At 71.4% G+C, this 18362-nt stretch carries 16 protein-coding genes; 12 read left to right on the top strand and 4 right to left on the bottom strand.

The window, feature by feature from the left end; translation table 11 throughout:
- Positions 1–20: 20 nt before the first annotated feature.
- A complete protein-coding gene (locus tag ACFSL2_RS08750; RefSeq protein ID WP_377197478.1) occupies positions 21–1295 on the bottom strand; it encodes a chymotrypsin family serine protease in 1275 nt (424 codons plus the stop codon).
- A gap of 93 nt (positions 1296–1388) precedes the next feature.
- Between ACFSL2_RS08750 and ACFSL2_RS08745 the strand changes: the two genes are divergently transcribed.
- Both ACFSL2_RS08745 and ACFSL2_RS08740 read left to right on the top strand, forming a co-directional pair.
- Positions 1389–1802 (top strand): FitA-like ribbon-helix-helix domain-containing protein, encoded by a 414-nt coding sequence (locus tag ACFSL2_RS08745; protein WP_377197477.1) that lies wholly within the window; start codon positions 1389–1391, stop codon positions 1800–1802.
- Positions 1802–2221, top strand: coding sequence for a type II toxin-antitoxin system VapC family toxin (locus ACFSL2_RS08740; protein ID WP_377197476.1), 420 nt, complete (start codon positions 1802–1804; stop codon positions 2219–2221). Before ACFSL2_RS08745 ends, ACFSL2_RS08740 begins: the two co-directional genes overlap by 1 nt.
- Here the strand turns inward: ACFSL2_RS08740 and ACFSL2_RS08735 are convergent.
- Both ACFSL2_RS08735 and ACFSL2_RS08730 read right to left on the bottom strand, forming a co-directional pair.
- Positions 2210–2983, bottom strand: coding sequence for a hypothetical protein (locus ACFSL2_RS08735; protein WP_377197475.1), 774 nt, complete (start codon positions 2981–2983; stop codon positions 2210–2212). The two genes, ACFSL2_RS08740 and ACFSL2_RS08735, sit on opposite strands and share 12 nt — an antisense overlap.
- 487 nt (positions 2984–3470) lie before the next feature.
- Positions 3471–5255, bottom strand: coding sequence for a hypothetical protein (locus ACFSL2_RS08730; RefSeq protein WP_377197474.1), 1785 nt, complete (start codon positions 5253–5255; stop codon positions 3471–3473).
- A 189-nt stretch (positions 5256–5444) separates the two neighbouring features.
- On the opposite strand from ACFSL2_RS08730, the gene ACFSL2_RS08725 reads away from it, so the two are divergent.
- The 10 genes from ACFSL2_RS08725 (at position 5445) to ACFSL2_RS08680 (ending at position 17465) form a co-directional block, all read left to right on the top strand.
- Positions 5445–6788 carry a bifunctional folylpolyglutamate synthase/dihydrofolate synthase gene (locus ACFSL2_RS08725; RefSeq protein WP_377197473.1) on the top strand — a complete coding sequence of 448 codons (1344 nt, stop codon included), beginning with the start codon at positions 5445–5447 and terminating at the stop codon, positions 6786–6788.
- A 161-nt stretch (positions 6789–6949) separates the two neighbouring features.
- On the top strand, positions 6950–7945 hold the full coding sequence (dhaK, locus tag ACFSL2_RS08720) for a dihydroxyacetone kinase subunit DhaK (RefSeq protein WP_377197472.1): 996 nt from the start codon (positions 6950–6952) through the stop codon (positions 7943–7945).
- 33 nt (positions 7946–7978) lie between these two features.
- Positions 7979–8662, top strand: a complete 684-nt coding sequence (dhaL, locus tag ACFSL2_RS08715; RefSeq protein ID WP_377197471.1) for a dihydroxyacetone kinase subunit DhaL — start codon at positions 7979–7981, stop codon at positions 8660–8662.
- Positions 8659–9402 (top strand): HPr family phosphocarrier protein, encoded by a 744-nt coding sequence (locus ACFSL2_RS08710; protein WP_377197470.1) that lies wholly within the window; start codon positions 8659–8661, stop codon positions 9400–9402. Before dhaL ends, ACFSL2_RS08710 begins: the two co-directional genes overlap by 4 nt.
- Positions 9403–9461: 59 nt before the next feature.
- The gene (locus ACFSL2_RS08705) at positions 9462–10160 is read left to right on the top strand and encodes a TetR/AcrR family transcriptional regulator (RefSeq protein ID WP_377197469.1); all 699 of its coding nucleotides are present in this window, start codon (positions 9462–9464) and stop codon (positions 10158–10160) included.
- A gap of 55 nt (positions 10161–10215) precedes the next feature.
- Entirely contained in the window at positions 10216–11817 is a 1602-nt protein-coding gene (locus tag ACFSL2_RS08700) for an MDR family MFS transporter (RefSeq protein WP_377197468.1), read from the top strand.
- A complete protein-coding gene (locus tag ACFSL2_RS08695) occupies positions 11814–12254 on the top strand; it encodes a DUF4233 domain-containing protein (RefSeq protein WP_377197467.1) in 441 nt (146 codons plus the stop codon). Before ACFSL2_RS08700 ends, ACFSL2_RS08695 begins: the two co-directional genes overlap by 4 nt.
- 92 nt (positions 12255–12346) lie before the next feature.
- Positions 12347–12820: a nucleoside-diphosphate kinase gene (gene ndk / locus ACFSL2_RS08690; protein WP_377197466.1), complete on the top strand. Its 474-nt coding sequence runs from the start codon at positions 12347–12349 to the stop codon at positions 12818–12820.
- A 128-nt stretch (positions 12821–12948) separates the two neighbouring features.
- Positions 12949–16773, top strand: coding sequence for a chromosome segregation SMC family protein (locus tag ACFSL2_RS08685; RefSeq protein WP_377197465.1), 3825 nt, complete (start codon positions 12949–12951; stop codon positions 16771–16773).
- A 170-nt stretch (positions 16774–16943) separates the two neighbouring features.
- The gene (locus tag ACFSL2_RS08680; RefSeq protein ID WP_377197464.1) at positions 16944–17465 is read left to right on the top strand and encodes a hypothetical protein; all 522 of its coding nucleotides are present in this window, start codon (positions 16944–16946) and stop codon (positions 17463–17465) included.
- Between the two features lie 66 nt (positions 17466–17531).
- Here ACFSL2_RS08680 and ACFSL2_RS08675 read toward each other — a convergent pair whose 3' ends face one another.
- Positions 17532–18236, bottom strand: coding sequence for a class I SAM-dependent methyltransferase (locus ACFSL2_RS08675; RefSeq protein ID WP_377200793.1), 705 nt, complete (start codon positions 18234–18236; stop codon positions 17532–17534).
- Between the last annotated feature and the right edge of the window lie 126 nt (positions 18237–18362).

The following is an 18362-nucleotide window of genomic DNA, read 5'->3' as shown; positions in this document are numbered from 1 at the left end:
CTCAACACGGTCGCCGCCTGTCAGCTGCCGATGCGGGCGTCCCACTGGTTCAGGATGTCGACCATCGGGATGCCGTAGACGTAGGAGAAGCACTGGGTCGACACGGACGTGCTGCCGCAGCTGCGGCGGTTCGATCCGCCGTCGACCATCCCGCGGGCGTACGCCTTGCCGTCGATGACCGTGTACATCGGCCCGCCACTGTCGCCTCCGCCCACCACGACGCCGCCGTCGTCGCGGCTCGCGCGGAACCCGTGGCAGGTCTGCTCTCCGCAGCTCCACGCGATGCCCGTGGCGCGGATCGTGGCGCAGTGCTCCCCGGTAACCGCGCCCGAGCTGCAGATGCGCTGCCCGACCGCCGGCCGCTGCACGGCGGCGACCGGGAACCGGTAACGCTCGTGGTCCCAGGTCGCGTCCCACGGGCCGCCCAGGACGGCGCCCGCCGTCCCGTGCTCGCCGACCGGGTCGATGAGCTGGGCATCGACCTCCGGGGCGCGGTGCGTGACCGTGCCCAGCCGCTGCCCGGCGCCGTCGCGGACCAGGGCACCCACGCGCTTGTTGCAGTGCGCGGCCGTGACGATGCGGTGCTCGCCCGCCCCGGTGACGATCGGGAAACCGGTCGTGCAGTAGTCGGTCCCGTCCTTGGTCGCGATCGCCCCGCCGGCGTGCCACGGCGGCGCGTCGTCGCGCCGGCCCCCGGCGGTGGACTCGACGTGGTGATGGATCATCTGGATCCGCACCGGCACACCCGCCACGCGCTCCAGGCGCTGGCCCAGTCTCTCTGCTCCCGCGCCGGCCGCGATCCCGCCGACCTCGACGACCAGGCCCGCGTAGTCCTCCGCCGGCAGGGCGGTGAGCACGGTCAGGTCTGTCGGCGCCGTGCGCTGGCTGTCCAGAAGGCGGGCGCTCGCATCGTGCAGGTCGGATCCGCTGAGGGCCGTCCGCCGGACGTCGACCGTCACGCCGTCGGCGACGCGCTCCGCCAGGGCATCGACGGCGGGGGGCGCCGTGCCCTTCCAGGAGACGGTCACCGTCGCCGTCCCGTAGTCGACGGCCACCCCGGCGTAGCCGGGAACCTCGGCGAGCGCCGTGGCGTTACCGGCGGCACGGTCGATGGCCGACCGGTCGACGGTGGTGGCTCGGGCCGCTGTGCGGAAGTTCGCAGGGTCCTGCTCGGTCTTGTTCGTCTCAGGCTGCCCGACGGCGGTGGTGCCTGCTGCCGCAGGAACGGTGAGCGCCGCGGTCAGAGCCATGGTTCCGACGACGATCGCGCGCTGGACCATGCTGTTTCGCCTCATGCTGCCGCTTCCCATGACAAACCCGGAGCATCGCCTTCTGACGCTGCGGTGTCATCGTTCTGCAGGGGGTGAAATCCCGCAACACGTCCTGTGATGTGCGCGGGGACAGTTGAGGACGGCCGCTCAGGGCGGCGTGGTGCCCACTCGCCGTTGATCCAGTCCGCCACGCCAGTGACGTTCCACTCAACCGGCGTGAGCCGCTGGCGGAGTACCGGCAGTGCCGTCAGCGTGCTTGACGTGCACGATATCATGAGCTTGATATCGTTAGGAGGTGGCCATCATGGAGCAGATCCTCATCCGCAATCTCCCCCCGGGACCAAGGCGGTCCTGACTGAGCGTGCTGCCCGGCACCACCGGTCGATGGAGGCCGAGGCCCGCGCCATCATGGAACAAGCCCTCATCAGTGAGCCGACGAGCATCGTGGACTACCTCGCAATGCCGGAGAGCGAAGACATCGACTTCGAGCCCGAGCGCCTGGGCCTGACCGCCCGCACCGCTGAACTCTGATGTACGTCCTGGACACCAACGTCGTCTCCGCCCTGCGCCGACCCGAGCGTGAACCTGTGGTCGCGGGCTGGGCGCGCGCCGTCCCGCTCGTCGACCAGTACGTCACCGCATTGACCGTCGCCGAGATCGAGCGCGGCGTCATCCGCAAGGAGCAGACGGATCCCGCCCAGGGTGCGATCCTGCGGCGATGGCTCGCAGAGCGCGTGCTGCCCGGTTTCGCCGACCGAGTCCTCCCGTTCGATCTGCCCGCCGCGCGCATCCTCGCCCGCTACCCAGTCCCCGAGCACGCCCCCTACGACGACGCCCAGATCGCGGCCGTCGCCGAGGCCCACGGGATGACCGTGGCGACCCGTAACCTCCGCCACTTCACGCCGCTGGGCGTTCGGGTGTTCTGCCCATGGAAGTCATCAGACCGATGACGGCACGAATGCCGTCTGGGTCTCCACGTTCAGGACATCCATCGCGATCCCCACGTACGACTGGGTCCCGATGATCAGGCACCCGCCACCCTCGCTGCGGGCCGACTCGACACCCAGTGCGAGCGCGGTCCGTGCGTCCAACACCTCGCTTCCGAGTGCCGCCACCTTGGTGAACGTCAGGTAGTCGTCCGCTCGTGCTGGAATCACCCGCTCGAACTCGCGGAGCTCGGCCAAGCACCCCTCGACATCCTTGGTGTCAGGAAAGCTGGCCACCACGGTGTCCAGGCGCCCGTGCCACCGGCGATACTCGGCCACGGTCGTGGCGACGCCCTCGGGTGAGATCGCGCCGTCGACCATCACAGGGACATCACCCAGCGTGTGCCGGCTCAACCGCCCCGGGATGTGCACACTCGCCAGTGCGGCGCCCGCCCGGTCATCGTCGACACCCCACCCGAGAGCCGAAGCCATGGCTCGACCCGCCGATTCCCCGGCCGCTGCGTTCAGCCGAGTGACCTGCGCAAGGTCTCCCGGAACCAAGGTGGGCCGATCTTCCGTCACGGTCACCAGCTCCGTACCGAACCTCGCCGCTGTCGCCTCGATGATCGTGGTGACCTCGGCGGCCTGCGGCACCGTGAGGATCGTCTGGGTAGCAGGGCCGACGACGCCGAGCAGATCGCGCGCGACATCGTCCAGGGTGGGGCCGAGCTGTTCGCCGTGCTCGTAGAACACCTTCGTCACCGCAACCACGTTGGGCTCGAACAAGCTCACCTCGTCAGATCTCCCGCCGAGTCCTTCCTCGAGCACGAGGACGTCGGCGCCCGGGCTGCGGCCCAGGTAGCACCTGCGATCGTGAATGCACCAGTTGGCGACAGATACCCGCTGTCCACAGATGCGACTGACGCTCGGGCACCGGCAAGATCTCGTGCGACCTGCTCGTACTCCTCGTCCGCGATGGCATGGCCGTCGAACCTCATCCGTTCCCGGTTGGTTCGCAAGCCAGGCGAGGTGACCAGGCCGACATGAGCCTGGCGGCCGTCCTCGACCAGAGCCGCCGACAGAGTCGCTGCTGCGTGGACCGCCGTCGTCCCCTTGCCCTTGGACCCCACGACGACGAGCACTGGCGGCGTGCTGCTCCATGTGCCGAGCGCCTGACCGATGGCCCGCGCGCGTGGCAGGGAGCGGCGTGTGCCGGGCAGCCGGCTGTTCCACTCCTCGAAGAAGGCTGCGTCTCCGGGAAGGTGCTGGGCGGTCACCCGCCTACCTTCTCACCGCCCCGACGGGTGTCCGCACCGGGTGCCTCGATCGCGCCAGGCATCTGCGCCACCCAGCTCTCGTCCACTCGTGCCCTGTTCCGCGGTTGCGGGATGCGTAGGCGGGCAAGCGCGAACACGGACATCAGGGCCGTGCCGAGGCCCAGGACGGGCCAGTGCGGTTCAGGCAGGGCGGCACCGGCGAGCACCAGGCTCGCCAACGGGATGACGAGCGAGTTGAGGTTCTGCACCAGCACCGGCCGCATCCGTCGGCGGACCGTGACGACCGTGGCGACCGGTGCGCCCAGCTGGTCGCGCAGGCGTGTCGACATGCGGACCGTGACGTGCGGCGATATCCCTTCCGGCAGGTCCGGCCAGAGCCTGTTGACCCGCTGTACCTTCTTCATCGACTCGGTGGGCGAACCGGACGTCGGCGGGTCATGGTCCGCGACGGCAAGCGCGACCACCTCGCGCCCTCCCCATCGGACGAGCACTTGCTGGCCGGACTCGATGCCGATGCGGTCGAAGACGGCCGGATGCAGCGTGACGATCGGTGCCCCGTCGTCGCCGGCGTGTGCCTGGACCACCCGGGCCGAGAACTCTGGCGCGCGGAAGAGCGCACGCCACAGCCGTTCCATGGTGCGGTCGACGGCTTCGCTCACCTGCTGGACACGCTTGGCCGGCAGGTGATGCCTGATCACTGCCGGCTCTGCGGCGACGAGGGCGACGAGGGTGTTGTCCGTCGCGCCGTCCGAGGCAGTGAGGAGGCGTAGCTGGTAGGCGAGCCGGACGGTGCCCGCCCGGACATGATCCCGCGGTATCGCGTGCACCCAGGCCGTGGCCCCGCCCTGTACCAAGAGATAGGTGCCCGGCTCGACGTCCGACGGGTTGACCTGCACCTCGTCCGCGCCCGGCATGTCGTCGACGAGGGCGGAATAGGTCCGCAGCGGGACGACCGGCGGTACCCGCACCGAGACCGTGGGGGCATCGTCAAGGGCGGCACGCAGCCGACGGCTCACTCCGATCTCGCCGGGGGCCAGTGCGCGGGCCGACTCGGGGATCCCGTCCGCCGTCGTGCTCCATGCCCACGCCACCTCGTCACGACCCCCGGCGGTGACCGTGACGGGCACCGGACCGGCTGCCCCGGAGAGCTGGTCGGGGTGCACGACGGCCGTCGGCAGCCCGGAGGCGATCTTGACTGGAACCGTCGACAGCCCGGACGGTGTCAGGGAAGCGGTCTGTTCGATGGCGGCGACCAACGCGGTGACAAGACGAGCGAGCGCCGGGGCTTCTCCCATCGGCGGTCGCAGGTGTGCTCCGATCTCCACCTGCACCGCTGAGATGCCGAGTGACTGTGCGAAGGACGTCACCGTCGTCGGGCGCATGGCGTCGAAGATCTGGTTGGTCGTGACCCGAAGGTTGCTGTCGTCCAGCGCGGAGACCACCGCCGGTGGAGCCGTGCCCGTGCCCGTACCCAGGTCGACATCGGACTCAGCACGGCTCCGCATTCCGTGGAGGTCGATGACCACCATGGGTCGGACCTCGGCCAGCCGTTCCTTCAGTGGATGAGCCTGGTCGTAGTTCGCATCCCCCGGCGTGCCCAACGCGATGAGCGCCGTGCAGCCGGTCACCTGGGCGAGCAGGACAGCCAGACCGCCCGTACCCCGATCTGCGACCTTTCCAGCATCGTCCCGCTCGTGATTCGTCGCATGCGCGGCGGTGACCACGATCTGCGGATGCGCGGAGCCGCTGATCTCAAGCAGGCCAGGTGTCGGCTCAGACACACTCCCAGCGGCTGGCACAGGCCAGGGCGAGGGCCCGCCGGCGTACTCGTTCTGGCTGAAGATCCGCTCGAAGCCCAGCCAACGGGCCGTCAGGTCGTCCGAGGTCTTCGACGTCTGCTGCTCGTCCGACACCTGCTGAGCCCCCGCACGAGATCGGCAACGTTGATTCCGGAACCCTATCCTCGTCACGTGGACGAAGCCTTTGAAGCAGTACGCCGCGAGATCGCGGCGCGAGCCCCTGAATTCGACATCGACCCCACCATGGCCCGCGTGGAGCGCGTCCTGGAGCTGCTCGGCGACCCGCAAAAGGCCTACCGGACGGTCCACGTCACGGGCACCAACGGCAAGTCCTCCACCGCGCGCATGGTCGAGCGCCTGGTGCGCGAGCACGGCCTGCGTACCGGCCGGTTCACGTCCCCGCACCTCACGAGCGTCACCGAGCGCATCGCTGTGGACGGCGAACCACTCAGCCAGGAGCGGTTCGTCGAGGTGTTCGAGGACGTCGCGCCCTATATCGGCGTCGCCGACCGGGAGTCCCAGGAGCGCGGTGGCCCGCAGCTGAGCTTCTTCGAGGTGCTCACTGTCATGGCCTTCGCCGCCTTCGCGGACGCGCCCGTCGACGTCGCGATCATCGAGGTCGGCATGGGCGGAACGTGGGACTCCACCAACGTGGTCGACGGCGAGGTTGCCGTCATCACCCCCATCGCCATGGACCACGAGCGCTGGCTCGGCTCCACCATCGACGAGATCGCCACGGAGAAGTCCGGGATCATCAAGGACGGCGCCGTCGCGGTCATCGCGGAGCAGAGCAACGCCGCGTTCGAGCCCATCCTCGCGCGGGCCCAGAGCGTCAACGCGCACCTGATCCGCGAGGGCGTCGATCTCGAGGTCGTGGACCGGCGGGTCGCCGTCGGCGGGCAGCTCGTCGACCTGCGCACGCCGGCCGGCGTCTACACCGAGATCTTCGTGCCGCTGCACGGCGGGCACCAGGCGCACAACGCCCTGCTGGCGCTCGCTGCCACCGAGGCCCTGCTCAGCGGCGGGCGGGCGCTGGGTGCCGAGATCGTGGAGGCGGCGTTCGGCGACGTCGACGCGCCGGGCCGCCTGGAGGTGGTGCGGACGAGCCCCACGGTGGTGGTCGACGTCGCGCACAACCCGGCCGGTGCGGAAGCCGTGGTGGACGCGCTGGAGGAGTCGTTCAACCTGGAGCACATCGTGGCCGTCGTCGCCGTGATGGCGGACAAGGACGCCGAAGGACTCCTGTCCGTGCTGGAGCCGACCGTCGCGGAGATCGTGGTGACCCGGAACTCCTCGGAGCGCTCGGCCGACCCGGAGACGCTCGCCGAGGTGGCCCGCGAGGTGTTCGGGGAGGAGCGGGTGCACCTGGCCGGCCGCCTCGACGAGGCGCTGCAGCTCGCCGGGGACCTGGTCGAGGCCAACGACAAGCACGGGGGCGGCGTGGGCACCGGCGTGCTGGTCACCGGGTCGGTCGTCACGGTCGCGGACACCCGCATCCTGGTCGGCCGCGGCTGACGGTTGTCCGACGCACGGGTCACTCGGGTGACCCGTGCGGCTGACACGATCGGTCGGGGTGCTGTACGTCCGGTGGCGCCGTGGTGTTACATGAATGCCAAGGGGCTCGTATGCGGGTCGGCGCCGTCGCCGGGTCGAACAGCCCCGCGAGGAGGCCGGAAGTGAAGAAGCTGCTGAACGATCCCGCCGATGCCGTCGCCGACTCCTTGGCCGGCTTCGCGCTCGCTCACCCCGACCTGGTCCGGCTCAGTCCGGCGCCGGTGTTCGTCAGCCGCGCCGGAGGTGCGGTGACGGGCAAGGTGGGCCTGGTCAGCGGTGGGGGTTCGGGGCACGAGCCGCTGCACGCGGGATTCGTGGGTGACGGCATGCTCGACGCCGCCGTCCCGGGTGCCGTGTTCACCTCCCCGACGCCCGACCAGATCCTGCCCGCGATCCAGGCGGCCGACGGCGGGGCCGGCGTGCTGACGATCGTCAAGAATTACACGGGCGACGTGCTCAACTTCGAGACCGCCGTCGAGCTCGCCGTGGAGGAGGACATCGAGGTCGCCTCGGTGCTCGTCAACGACGACGTCGCCGTCGAGGACTCGCTCTACACCGCCGGCCGACGCGGGGTCGCTGGCACGGTCGCGGTCGAGAAGATCGCGGGAGCCGCCGCATACCGGGGCGCCGACCTGGCCGGGGTGGCCGCCGTCGCCGAGCGGGTCATCGCCAACGTGCGGTCCATGGGCGTGGCGCTGGCGGCACCGGTGGTGCCGCACGTGGGCGGTCCCAGCTTCGACCTGGGCGAGGACGAGATCGAGGTGGGGATCGGGATTCATGGCGAGCCGGGCCGCCACCGGGTGCCCGCGGCCGACGCCGACGCGGTCACCGAGATGCTTCTGGCACCGGTCGCCGACGACCTGGACCTGGCCCGCGGTGAGCGAGTGTTGCTGTTCGTCAACGGTATGGGCGGCACTCCGCTGTCCGAGCTCTACGTGGTCTATGGTCGAGCGCGGCGCCTTCTCGAGGAGCGCGGCGTGACGGTCGCCCGTTCGCTGGTGGGCAACTACGTGACGTCCCTCGAGATGCAGGGGGCATCGGTCACCGTCCTTCGGCTGGACGACGAGCTAGAAGCTCTCTGGGACGCGCCGGTGAACACTGCGGCACTCCGGTGGTAGCTCGCCGGCGATAAGACGAGAAGGGTTCCGGACATGGCGTTGGACGCGGACTGGGCGGAGCGATGGGTTCGCCGGACGGCGGATGCGATCGCGGACGCGAAGGGCGAGCTCACCGAGCTCGACCGGCAGATCGGCGACGGCGACCACGGCGAGAACCTGGACCGTGGCTTCAAGGCCGTGGTGGCCCGGCTCGATGACGTGGCGGCCGATCCAGGAGCCGCCGACGAGCGCACGGTCGGGGACGTTCTGAAGCTGGTGGCGACCACCCTGATGTCCACGGTGGGCGGCGCGTCGGGACCGTTGTACGGCACGGCATACCTGCGGGCGGCCAAGGTGTCCGGACGCCCGCGGATCGACCCGCCCGCCGTCGTCGCGGTGCTGGAGGCGGCGCTGGAGGGTGTGTCCTCGCGCGGCAAGGCGACGGTGGGGGAGAAGACGATGGTCGACGCGTGGCACGCGGCCGTCGAGGCCGCCGAGGCCGCGGCGGGCGACGGTGGTTCCGAGGTGGACGTCCTGCGTGCGGCCGCCGAGGCTGCCGACACGGCGGCGACGGCCACCATCCCCCTGGTCGCGACCAAGGGCCGCGCCTCCTACCTCGGGGAACGCAGCGCGGGGCACGAGGATCCCGGCGCGCGGTCCACCGCACTGGTCGTGGGCGCGGCGCTGGCCGCGGCCCTGGCGGGTCCGACGTCGGCCGACCCCAGCGGCGCGGCATGACGGCGCGGGTGGCGCTGGTCCTCGTCTCCCACTCGGTCCAGCTGGCACACGGGGTGGCGGAGCTCGCGGAGCAGATGGCGCCGGACGTGCTGATCCGTGGCGTCGGGGGTGGGCCCGACGGCGGGCTCGGCACCTCGCTCGACGCCGTCGAGAAGACCCTCGCGGAGGTGCTGGCGGCGCTGTCGGACGACGCGGCCGGTGGTGACGGCGCGGGTGGTGGCGGCGTCGTGGTGCTCGGGGATCTCGGGTCGTCGGTGCTCACGGTCGAGGCCGTGCTGGAGCTGGACGAGTCCCTGACCGAGCGGGTGGTGCTGGCGCGTGCGCCGTTCGTCGAGGGCGCGGTCGCCGCAGCGGTGACGGCGCACGGCGGTGCGGACCTGGGCACGGTGCTGGAGTCGGCGAACGCGTCGATCCGCATGTTCGCCCACGCCGAGGCGGTGCAGGCGTCGGCGCCGGATGCGGTCGGGACGACGTCCGGGGAGGCGCAGAACTCGCGCACCGTGACCGTCCGCAACCCCCTCGGCCTGCACGCACGCCCCGCGGCGTTGGTGTCCCGCAAGGTGGCCGAGCTGGGCGCCTCCGTGACGATCGACGGCGTGGACGCCTCCAGCGTGCTGCAGCTCATGGCTCTCGGCGCCACACAAGGGCGCGAGCTGCGCGTCGAGGCGACCGGGGACCGGGCCGCGGAGGCGGTGACGACCGTCGTGGAGATGATCCACGGCGGCTTCGGCGAGGTGTGACCGCCGTCTCAGCTTTTTGCAGTTGATGAAATTTTGCGTGCAGTGCAAGAATTGGGGCCATGGTCCCCACCTCCTCTCGCGAGCCTGCCGCACCGGCCGAGGCCGAGCCGCGTCCCGGCCTGCGTGAGCTCGCCGCCGCGCTCGAAGGAACACCGGCCGAGCAGGGGCTGCGGGAACGCAAGAAGCGGGCCCGGCGCGCCGCGCTGATCGACGCGGCGCAGCAGCTGGTCGCGGCGCACGGTCTGGACGCCGTGACGGTCGAGATGATCAGCGCCGAGGCAGGTGTCTCGGCGCGCACCTTCTTCAACTACTTCGAGACCAAGGACGACGCGGTGCTCGGCGCCGAGGAGTTCAGCCTGTCCGAGGACGACATCCGGACGTTCGTCGACGGCGGTCCGACGGGCCGTCTGCTGTCCGACCTGCAGGTCATGGTCACGTCGCTGCTCACCCCGCACGCCGAGGTCCACGACCGAGCCATGCGGGCGATGGACCTCCTGCAGCAGGAGCCGCGCCTCCTGCAACGGCACATGGTCTGGATGGACCGGCACAAGAACCAGCTCGTCGAGCTCTTCGAGGCCCGGCGGGCGAGCAAGCCGTTCAGCACCGACAACGAGCTGCTCACCATGCTCGTCCTGACCCTGATGCGCACGGCCCTCGTCGCCTGGGAGCACACCGAATACACCGGCGGCCCGGCCGACCACCTGCCGTCCGCCGTCGCACAGCTCGTCGATCTCGTCGCCGGCGACCTCGACTCCTGACCCGCTCCCACCCCACCGAACCTCAGCTCGCCTGCTCCCCAGAAAGGCACCCTTCATGAGCCATGCCGTCACCGCGGCGCCGGACAAGCCGCTGGTCGTCCTCAACCAGCGCACGATCTGGTTGATCTTCGGGGCCCTGATGGCCTCGATGTTCCTGTCCTCCCTGGACCAGACCATCGTCGGTACGGCCATGCCCACCATCGTGGGCGAGCTGAACGGCGTGGAGCACCAGGGCTGGGTCATCACCGCCTACATCCTCGCGATCGCCATCGCGATGCCGCTCTACGGCAAGTTCGGCGACCTCTACGGGCGGCGCTGGCCGTTCCTCGTGGCGGTCGGGCTGTTCGTCGTCGCGTCCGTCGGTGGTGGCATGGCGCAGACGTTCGAGTCGCTCGTGGCCTGGCGTGCCGTGCAGGGCCTCGGTGGCGGTGGCCTGATGATCCTGTCGCAGGCGATCATCGCCGACATCATCCCCGCGTCCGACCGCGGCAAGTACATGGGCCCCATGGGCGCCCTGTTCGGCATCTCCGCCGTCGCCGGACCGCTCCTCGGCGGCTGGCTCACCGAGGGTCCGGGCTGGCGCTGGACGTTCTGGATCAACGTGCCGATCGGTATCGCCGCGTGGTTCATCGCCTACTTCGCGCTCAAGCTGCCCTCGCACCGCACCACCCGGCCCACCGACTGGGGCGGGATCCTGACGATGGCGCTGGGCACCACCGGCATCGTGCTGCTGACGAGCTGGGAGTCGCTCGGCAACGACGGCTACGACTGGTCCGACCCGATGCTCCTCGGCCTCCTGGTCGGCACCGCGGTCATGGTCGGCCTCTTCGTGTTCATCGAGAACCGCGTGTCCGAGCCGCTGATCCCGCTGCGGCTGTTCAAGAACCCCACCTTCACGATCACCACGCTCATCGGCCTGGTGCTCGGCATGGGCATGTTCTCGGCCATGGCGATGCTGCCCACGTTCCTGCAGATGTCGGCGGGCACGGGGGTCACCGAGTCCGGTCTGCTGATGCTGCCGATGATGGCCGGCGTGATGCTGACCTCCATCGCCTCCGGCTTCGCGATCTCGAAGACCGGCCGCTACAAGATGTACCCCGTGGTGGGGCTGGTCATCACGATCGCGGGCATGATCTGGCTGACCCGCCTCGAGGGCGGCATGTCCCTGTGGCTGTTCGGCGCGATGATCTTCGTGCTCGGCGCCGGGATGGGCCTCATCATGCAGACCATCGTGCTCGCGGTGCAGAACTCGGTGGACCCGCACGAGCTGGGCACGGCTACGTCGTCGAACAACTTCTTCCGTGAGATCGGGGCCGCGGTCGGTACAGCGGCGTTCACCACGGTGTTCACCTCCCGCCTCTCGGACAACCTGGAGGGCGTCTTCGGCGGGCTCCCGGAGGGCGCGGCGCCCGCCGGAGGCGGTTCCGGCCTCACGCCCGCCATCGTGGACCAGCTGCCCGAGCCGCTGCGCAGCGGAGTGATCGACGCGTTCGCGGAGTCGCTCGCACCGGCGTTCTGGTACCTCGTGCCGCTGGTCGCCGTCGGCCTCGTGCTGGCGCTCTTCCTCAAGGAGATCAAGCTCTCGGGCGAGGCAGGGATGGTGGCGCGCGGCGAGGCGGTCATGGAGGGCAAGGAGACGGATATCCTGGACCGGTGAGCAAGGACCAACCCGCCCCTGGCGACCGCATCAAGCCCAAGAAGTCCGCCCTGGTGCAGTTCACGTCCACCACGCTGCTGCTCGAGGTGTTCCTCGTGCTGTTCGCGACGATGGCGGTGTGGGCCCTGCGCGACTCGGACTTCGGGCGCGGCCCGCTCCATATCGGGTCGGGCGCGGCCATCTGGGCGCTGGGCGGGCTGCTGGCCCTGGTGCTCGTGATCCTGTCGCGGGTCCAGGGCTCGGCCGCCGGCCGGGCGGCCGGTTCCGTGGCCCAGATCCCGGTGCTTGCGATGGGTCTGCTGGTGCCGATGATGTACCTGGTCGGCGGCATCTTCGTGGTGCTGTGGATCTACGCGCTGCGGCTCGGCGCCCGCGTGGACCGGGAACGGGCCGCGTACGACGCGGAGCACCCCGAGACCGCCCCCAACGCCCAGTGATCGGACGTGTCAGACCCTCAGGTCACTCCGGTGACCTGAGGGTCTGACCCGTTCGGGGCGGCGCACGTCCTGCGCCCGGATAGGGTTGCGTCATGACCGACGTCGCAGAGAAGACCCTGCCCACGGAGGCCTCGACGCAGCCCGTGGCCGAGCGCACCCTCGTCCTCGTCAAGCCGGACGGCGTCCGCCGCGGCCTGTCCGGCGAGATCTTGCGCCGCATCGAGACCAAGGGCTACACGCTCCGGGCGGTGGAGCTGAAGAACGCCACCACGGAGCTGCTCGCCGCCCACTACGCCGAGCACGAGGGCAAGCCGTTCTACGGGCCCCTGGTCGAGTTCATGATGTCGGGCCCGGTCCTGGCCGTCGTGGCCGAGGGCGAGGGCGTCATCCCCGGCTTCCGCTCGCTGGCGGGCGCCACCAACCCGACCGACGCCGCCCCCGGCACCATCCGCGGCGACCTGGGCCGGGACTGGGGCACCAAGGTCCAGCAGAACCTGGTCCACGGCTCGGACTCGATGGACTCCGCGGCGCGCGAGATAGCGCTCTGGTTCCCGAACCTGCGCTGACACCCTGACTCACGCCTACCCAGCGATCTGGCCCAGAACCCGCCCGCGGCGGGTTCTGGGCCAGATCGCTGGGTAGGCGTGGTCAGATGTCCCGCGTTCATGTCGTGTTCAGAGTTAGGGTCGGGAACGTGCATCTCAAGACGCTCACGCTCCGGGGGTTCAAGTCCTTCGCGTCGGCGACCACCCTCGAGCTGGAGCCGGGCATCACCTGCGTGGTGGGCCCCAACGGCTCCGGCAAGTCCAACGTGGTCGACGCGCTCTCCTGGGTCATGGGCGAGCAGGGCGCCAAGTCGTTGCGCGGCGGCAAGATGGACGACGTCATCTTCGCCGGCACGTCGGGTCGGGCCCCGCTCGGTCGCGCCGAGGTGTCCCTGACCATCGACAACACCGACGGCGCGCTGCCGATCGACTACACGGAGGTCACGATCTCCCGCACGCTGTTCCGCAGCGGCGGTTCCGAGTACGCGATCAACGGCAACGGCTGCCGGCTGCTGGACATCCAGGAGCTCCTGAGCGACTCCGGCATCGGCCGCGAGATGCACGTCGTGGTGGGCCAGGGCCAGCTCGACGCCGTGCTGCGCGCGACGCCGGAGGAACGGCGCGGCTTCATCGAGGAGGCCGCGGGCGTCCTCAAGCACCGCAAGCGCAAGGAGAAGGCGCTCCGCAAGCTCGACGCGATGCAGGGCAACCTGGCGCGGCTGGGTGACCTGACCGCGGAGCTGCGCCGTCAGCTCGGCCCGCTCGGCCGCCAGGCCGAGGCGGCCCGCAAGGCCCAGACGGTGCAGCGGGACCTGCGCGACGCGAGGTCGCGCCTGCTCGCCGACGACCTCGCGCAGCTCACCGCTCAGCTCGAGCAGGAGCGCGCCGACGAACGCTCCCTCAAGGAGCGCCAGGCCGAGACCGAGGCGGCGCTGACCGAGGCGCGCGGCCGGCTGGCCCGCCTGGAGGCAGCGATGTCGGCCGAGTCGCAGCAGGTCAGCCAGGCCGGCGACACCGTCTTCGCGCTGTCCCAGATGCGGGAGCGCCTGCGCAGCCTGCAGTCCCTGGCCGGTGAGCGGGCCCGGCTCCTCGGGACCGCCGAACCGGCTCACCAGGGCCAGGACCCGGACGACCTCGAGGCGCAGGCGGCCCGGGCCCGCGCGAGCGAGGAGGAGCTCGTCACCGAGGTCGAGCTCGCCCACGAGGTGGTGGAGACCGCCGTGGACGCGCGGGCCGAGGCCGAGGCCGCCGCGCAGACCGCCGAACGCTCCCACGCCGCGCTGCTGCGCGCCGCCGCGGACCGCCGGGAGGGCCTCGCGCGCCTCGCCGGACAGGTCGCAGCCCGCCGCAGCCGGGTCGAGGCGGCCGAGTCGGAGCTCGACCGGCTGCGCGACGCCCTGCTCGAGGCGGAGGAGCGCGTGGAGAGCACGACCCGCGAGCTAGGGGCGCTGGAGTCGGAGGTCGGCGAGGACGGCGCGGAGGGACTCGACGTCGCGCACGAGGCCGCCTCGGAGGTGCTCGAGCTGGCGAAGGCCGAGGTGCGGCACCTCCAGGAGCAGGTGACGACCGCGCAGCGCGACCGTAGCTCCGCGGCAGCCAAGGTCGAGGCCCTGGAACTGAGCCTGGACCGCAAGGACGGCGCGGGCACCCTCCTGGCCGCCGACCAGGCGGGGGTGCTCGGCTCGGTGGCCGCGCTGCTGGGTATCGAGGCCGGATTCGAGGACGCGGTGGCCGCCGCGCTCGGCCCGGTGGCGGACGCCGTCGCCGTCGCGGGCGTCGATGAAGCCGTCGACGCGCTGCGGCTGCTCCGGGACGAGGACGCGGGCCGCGCCAGTCTGGTCGTGGGCTCGGACCGTGTCGCGTCGCACGACGGCGACCGTCCGGCCGTCGACCTGCCGGCCGGAGCCCGGTGGGCCACCGAGGTGGTGCAGGTGGCAGGCCCCGCGTCGGCCGCGCTGCTGACGATCCTGCGTGACGTCGTCGTCGTGGACGACCTGGCGCGGGCCCGCGCCCTCGTGCGCGACCAGCCCGTGGTCGCGGTGACCCGGGCCGGTGACCTGCTGGGCGCCACGCGTGCCTGGGGCGGCTCCGCGGCCGCGCCCAGCGTGCTGCACCTCCAGTCGGCGCTGGACGAGGCGAAGGCGGCCCGCGACGAGGCAGCGGCCCGGGAGACGGACGGGTCGGCCCACCTGGAGCGTGCGCGTGCCGAGCGTGCCGCGGCGCAGGAGCGGTACGACGAGACGCTCGCCCGGCTGGGGGAGGCGGACGCCGCGCGTGCCGCGGCCGCCGAGCAGCTCGGCTCGCTGGGCGCGGCTGCGCGTGCCGCACAGGCCGAGGCGGACCGCCACCGGGCCGCGCTGGAGCAGGCACGGTCGCGCCGCGAGGAGGACGAGATCGAGCTCGAGGCGCTCGTCGAGCGCATGACGATCGCCGAGGAGGAGCCCTCCGACGGTGAGGGCTCGATCGACGCGGTGCAGGCCGAGCGGGACACGGCTGCCGCTGCCGCGACGGCTGCGCGGGCCCGGGAGACCGAGGCCCGGCTGGCCCTGCGGACCGCCGAGGAGCGGGCGCGCGCGGTGTCCGGCCGTGCGCAGTCGCTGGCCGCAGCCGCTGAGCAGGAACGTACGGCCCGGGCCCGTGCCGCCGAGCGCGAGGAGCTGCGGCGGCGCGACGCGTCGCGGGCGACGTCGGTGCAGCAGGCGGTCTCGGTGGCCCTCGAGGCGATCTCCCGGTCGCTCGACCGGGCCGCCGCCGACAAGGCGGCCGCCGAGGAGGCGCGCGCGGCGGGCTCCGAGCAGCTGCTCGCGGTCCGGGGGAGCGTGGAGTCGCTGACGGGCGAGCTGCGCGAGCTGACCGACGTCGCACACCGGGACGAGGTGGCCCGAGCCCAGCAGATGCTGCGCCTGGAGCAGCTCCAGGCGCGGGCCTCCGAGGAGCTGGGTATGGACCCGGACGTGCTCATGGAGGAGTTCGGCCCGCACCAGATGGTCCCGGTCTACGAGGGCGACGCGGCCGTCCGCGGGCGGCGGCGCCGCGCAGTGGTGGAGCGCGACGACGAGGGCAACCCGATCAGGTACGAGGGCGACCCGCCGCTGCCGCGCGGTGCCGCGGCGCGGGAGGACGCGCTCATCGCGCGCACCCGCGCCCTGCACGAGGCGGGTATGCGGCCGGACGACCCTGCCGCGACCGCGGTGGTCGTCGCGGCAGCAGGTGCCGAGCCCGAGGAGGGCCCCGCCGACGGCGAGGCCGCGGCCGGCGAGGACCAGGCGCCTGGTGAGCCGCAGCCCGACCGGCTGGTCCCGTACGTCCGCGAGGAGCAGGAGACGCGGCTGGCGAAGGCCGAGCGGGCCCTGTCGCGGATCGGCGCGGTGAACCCTCTGGCGCTGGAGGAGTTTGCGGCCCTGGAGGAGCGGCACCAGTTCCTGGTGGACCAGCTCGCGGACCTGAAGAAGTCGCGCGAGGACCTGCTGCAGATCGTCGACGACATCGACGAGCGGGTGCAGCAGGTGTTCGCGGAGGCCTTCCAGGACACGGCCGCGAAGTTCCTGGAGATCTTCCCCCGGCTCTTCCCCGGCGGCGAGGGCCGGCTGACGCTCACGGAGCCGGAGAACCTGCTCACCACGGGCATCGAGGTCGAGGCGCGTCCTGCGGGTAAGAAGGTCAAGCGGCTGTCGCTGCTCTCCGGCGGCGAGCGCTCGCTGGCCGCGGTGGCGTTTCTCGTGGCGATCTTCAAGGCCCGGCCCAGCCCGTTCTACATCATGGACGAGGTCGAGGCGGCGCTCGACGACGTCAACCTCGGCCGCCTCATCGAGATCTTCAAGGAGCTGCAGAAGGACAGCCAGCTCATCGTCATCACGCACCAGAAGCGCACGATGGAGGTCGCGGACGCCCTCTACGGCGTGACGATGCGGGGCGACGGGGTCACGACGCTGATCAGCCAGCGCATGGGCGACCGGGAGACGGTCACGGCCTGAGGGCCGCCGTTGCAGAAGGGTCGAATCAGGGCGCACCGGGTGAAATGCCACGCACCAGAGCCGGAAATTTTCAGGTGTGAGCGAATTCTCCGGCGTTCTACGTGCGTGTTGCGCGGCGTGTCGCGGCCGTCTGCACGGCAGGACCGGACAAGACACGACACAATAGGCCCATGTGGTGGTCGGTCATTCTGCTCGTGGTGTGCCTGGTCCTGGCGGTCGGCGTCTTCGTCGTCGCCAGCCAGATGGACGCGCCCTCGAACAAGACCGAGCAGGTCTCGTTCCTCCAGTGGTTCTGGTCCGGCATCGCACATCTGCGCGGCGACGCCAAGCGCCGCCGGGACGGTCGGCGCCTCGGGGCGTCCGCCGTCGCGACGCACGCGGTGGGTGCCCCGTCCGTGTGGGTCGGCAAGCCGCCGGTGGTCAAGCCGGACACCTCTCCCGTCGACATGGGCATGTCCGAGTTCTTCGCGGCGACCATCGAGTCCAAGCCGGGCTACGTCGACGCCGAAGAGCTGACCGACGTGCTGAACCGGGCGCGTGACCAGGCGCAGAAGACCCTGCACGTGCCGCTCGGTACGGTGCCGCTCAAGTCGACGAACCTGGTGCCCGGGCAGCTCCGGGCCGTGCGGCCGGTGCAGAACGTGACGCCGGAGCCCGCCGTCGACGAGGGCCCGGCCCAGGCCGCGAGCTAGTGCGCGTGTTTCGGCGCTGGTCTGTGACCTGCTCCTGAGCCGACGGCCTGCACCTACGGGTGGAGATCATGCCTTCGTGAGGACGAAGAACAGGAAGCACAGGAACTGGCCCGACTCCTTCTGCGCGAAGACCTCCGGGAACCGTTCGCGGGCGCCGGGTCCCGGGGCCGGTTCGCTGATGACGTCGATCCGGAAGCCGGCCGCGGTGAACGCGTCGGTGATCGCGTGCAGCGGCCGGTCCCAGAAGGTCATCAGGTTCTTGGCGCCGCCGAGTTCCCACCACTGGGAGGTGGAGCGGGTCGCGAAGTAGTCGGTTCCGGGCGGTGCCGTCATGTGGCTGACGAAGGGGTGGTGGACGGACCCGATGAGGCGGCCGCCGGGCTTCAGCACGCGTCGCAGCTCGGCCAGGGCCGTCGTCCAGTCCTCCAGATAATGCAGGACCAGGGAAGCGACGACGTCGTCGAACCCGGCGTCGGCGAAGGGCAGCGGGCCGCCCAGTTCGGCGCGTTCCAGCACCACGCCGTCGCCGAGCCGCCGCCGGGCGAGCGCCAGCATCCCGGCGCTGGAGTCGAAGCCGGCGACGACGGCGCCCCGCTCGCGCAGGGCCTCGGCCACGGGCCCGGCGCCGCAGCCGGCGTCGAGGATCCGGCGGCCCGCCACGTCACCGGCCAGGTCCACGATCGCGGGGCGCGCATAGTAGGCGTTGAGGAGGCTGGTCTCGTTCTCGGCCGCGTACGCCTCGGCGAAGCTGTCGTAGTCGTTCACCCTCAACCTCTCCCCGGGCTCCGGGGGAGCCTCGACAGGACTGACCCAGGACACCGTCCGCCGGTTCGGCGGGGCATCCGCCTGTTCTTCGGGGCTCGCGGGAGCGGCGGTACCGCCGGTCGTTACGGGACG

The organism is Promicromonospora aerolata (assembly GCF_042682255.1).
In the GTDB taxonomy this organism is placed as follows: Bacteria; Actinomycetota; Actinomycetes; order Actinomycetales; family Cellulomonadaceae; genus Promicromonospora; species Promicromonospora aerolata.
Note: the sequence above shows the minus strand (reverse complement) of the source record. Positions and strands in the feature narration are given on the sequence as shown.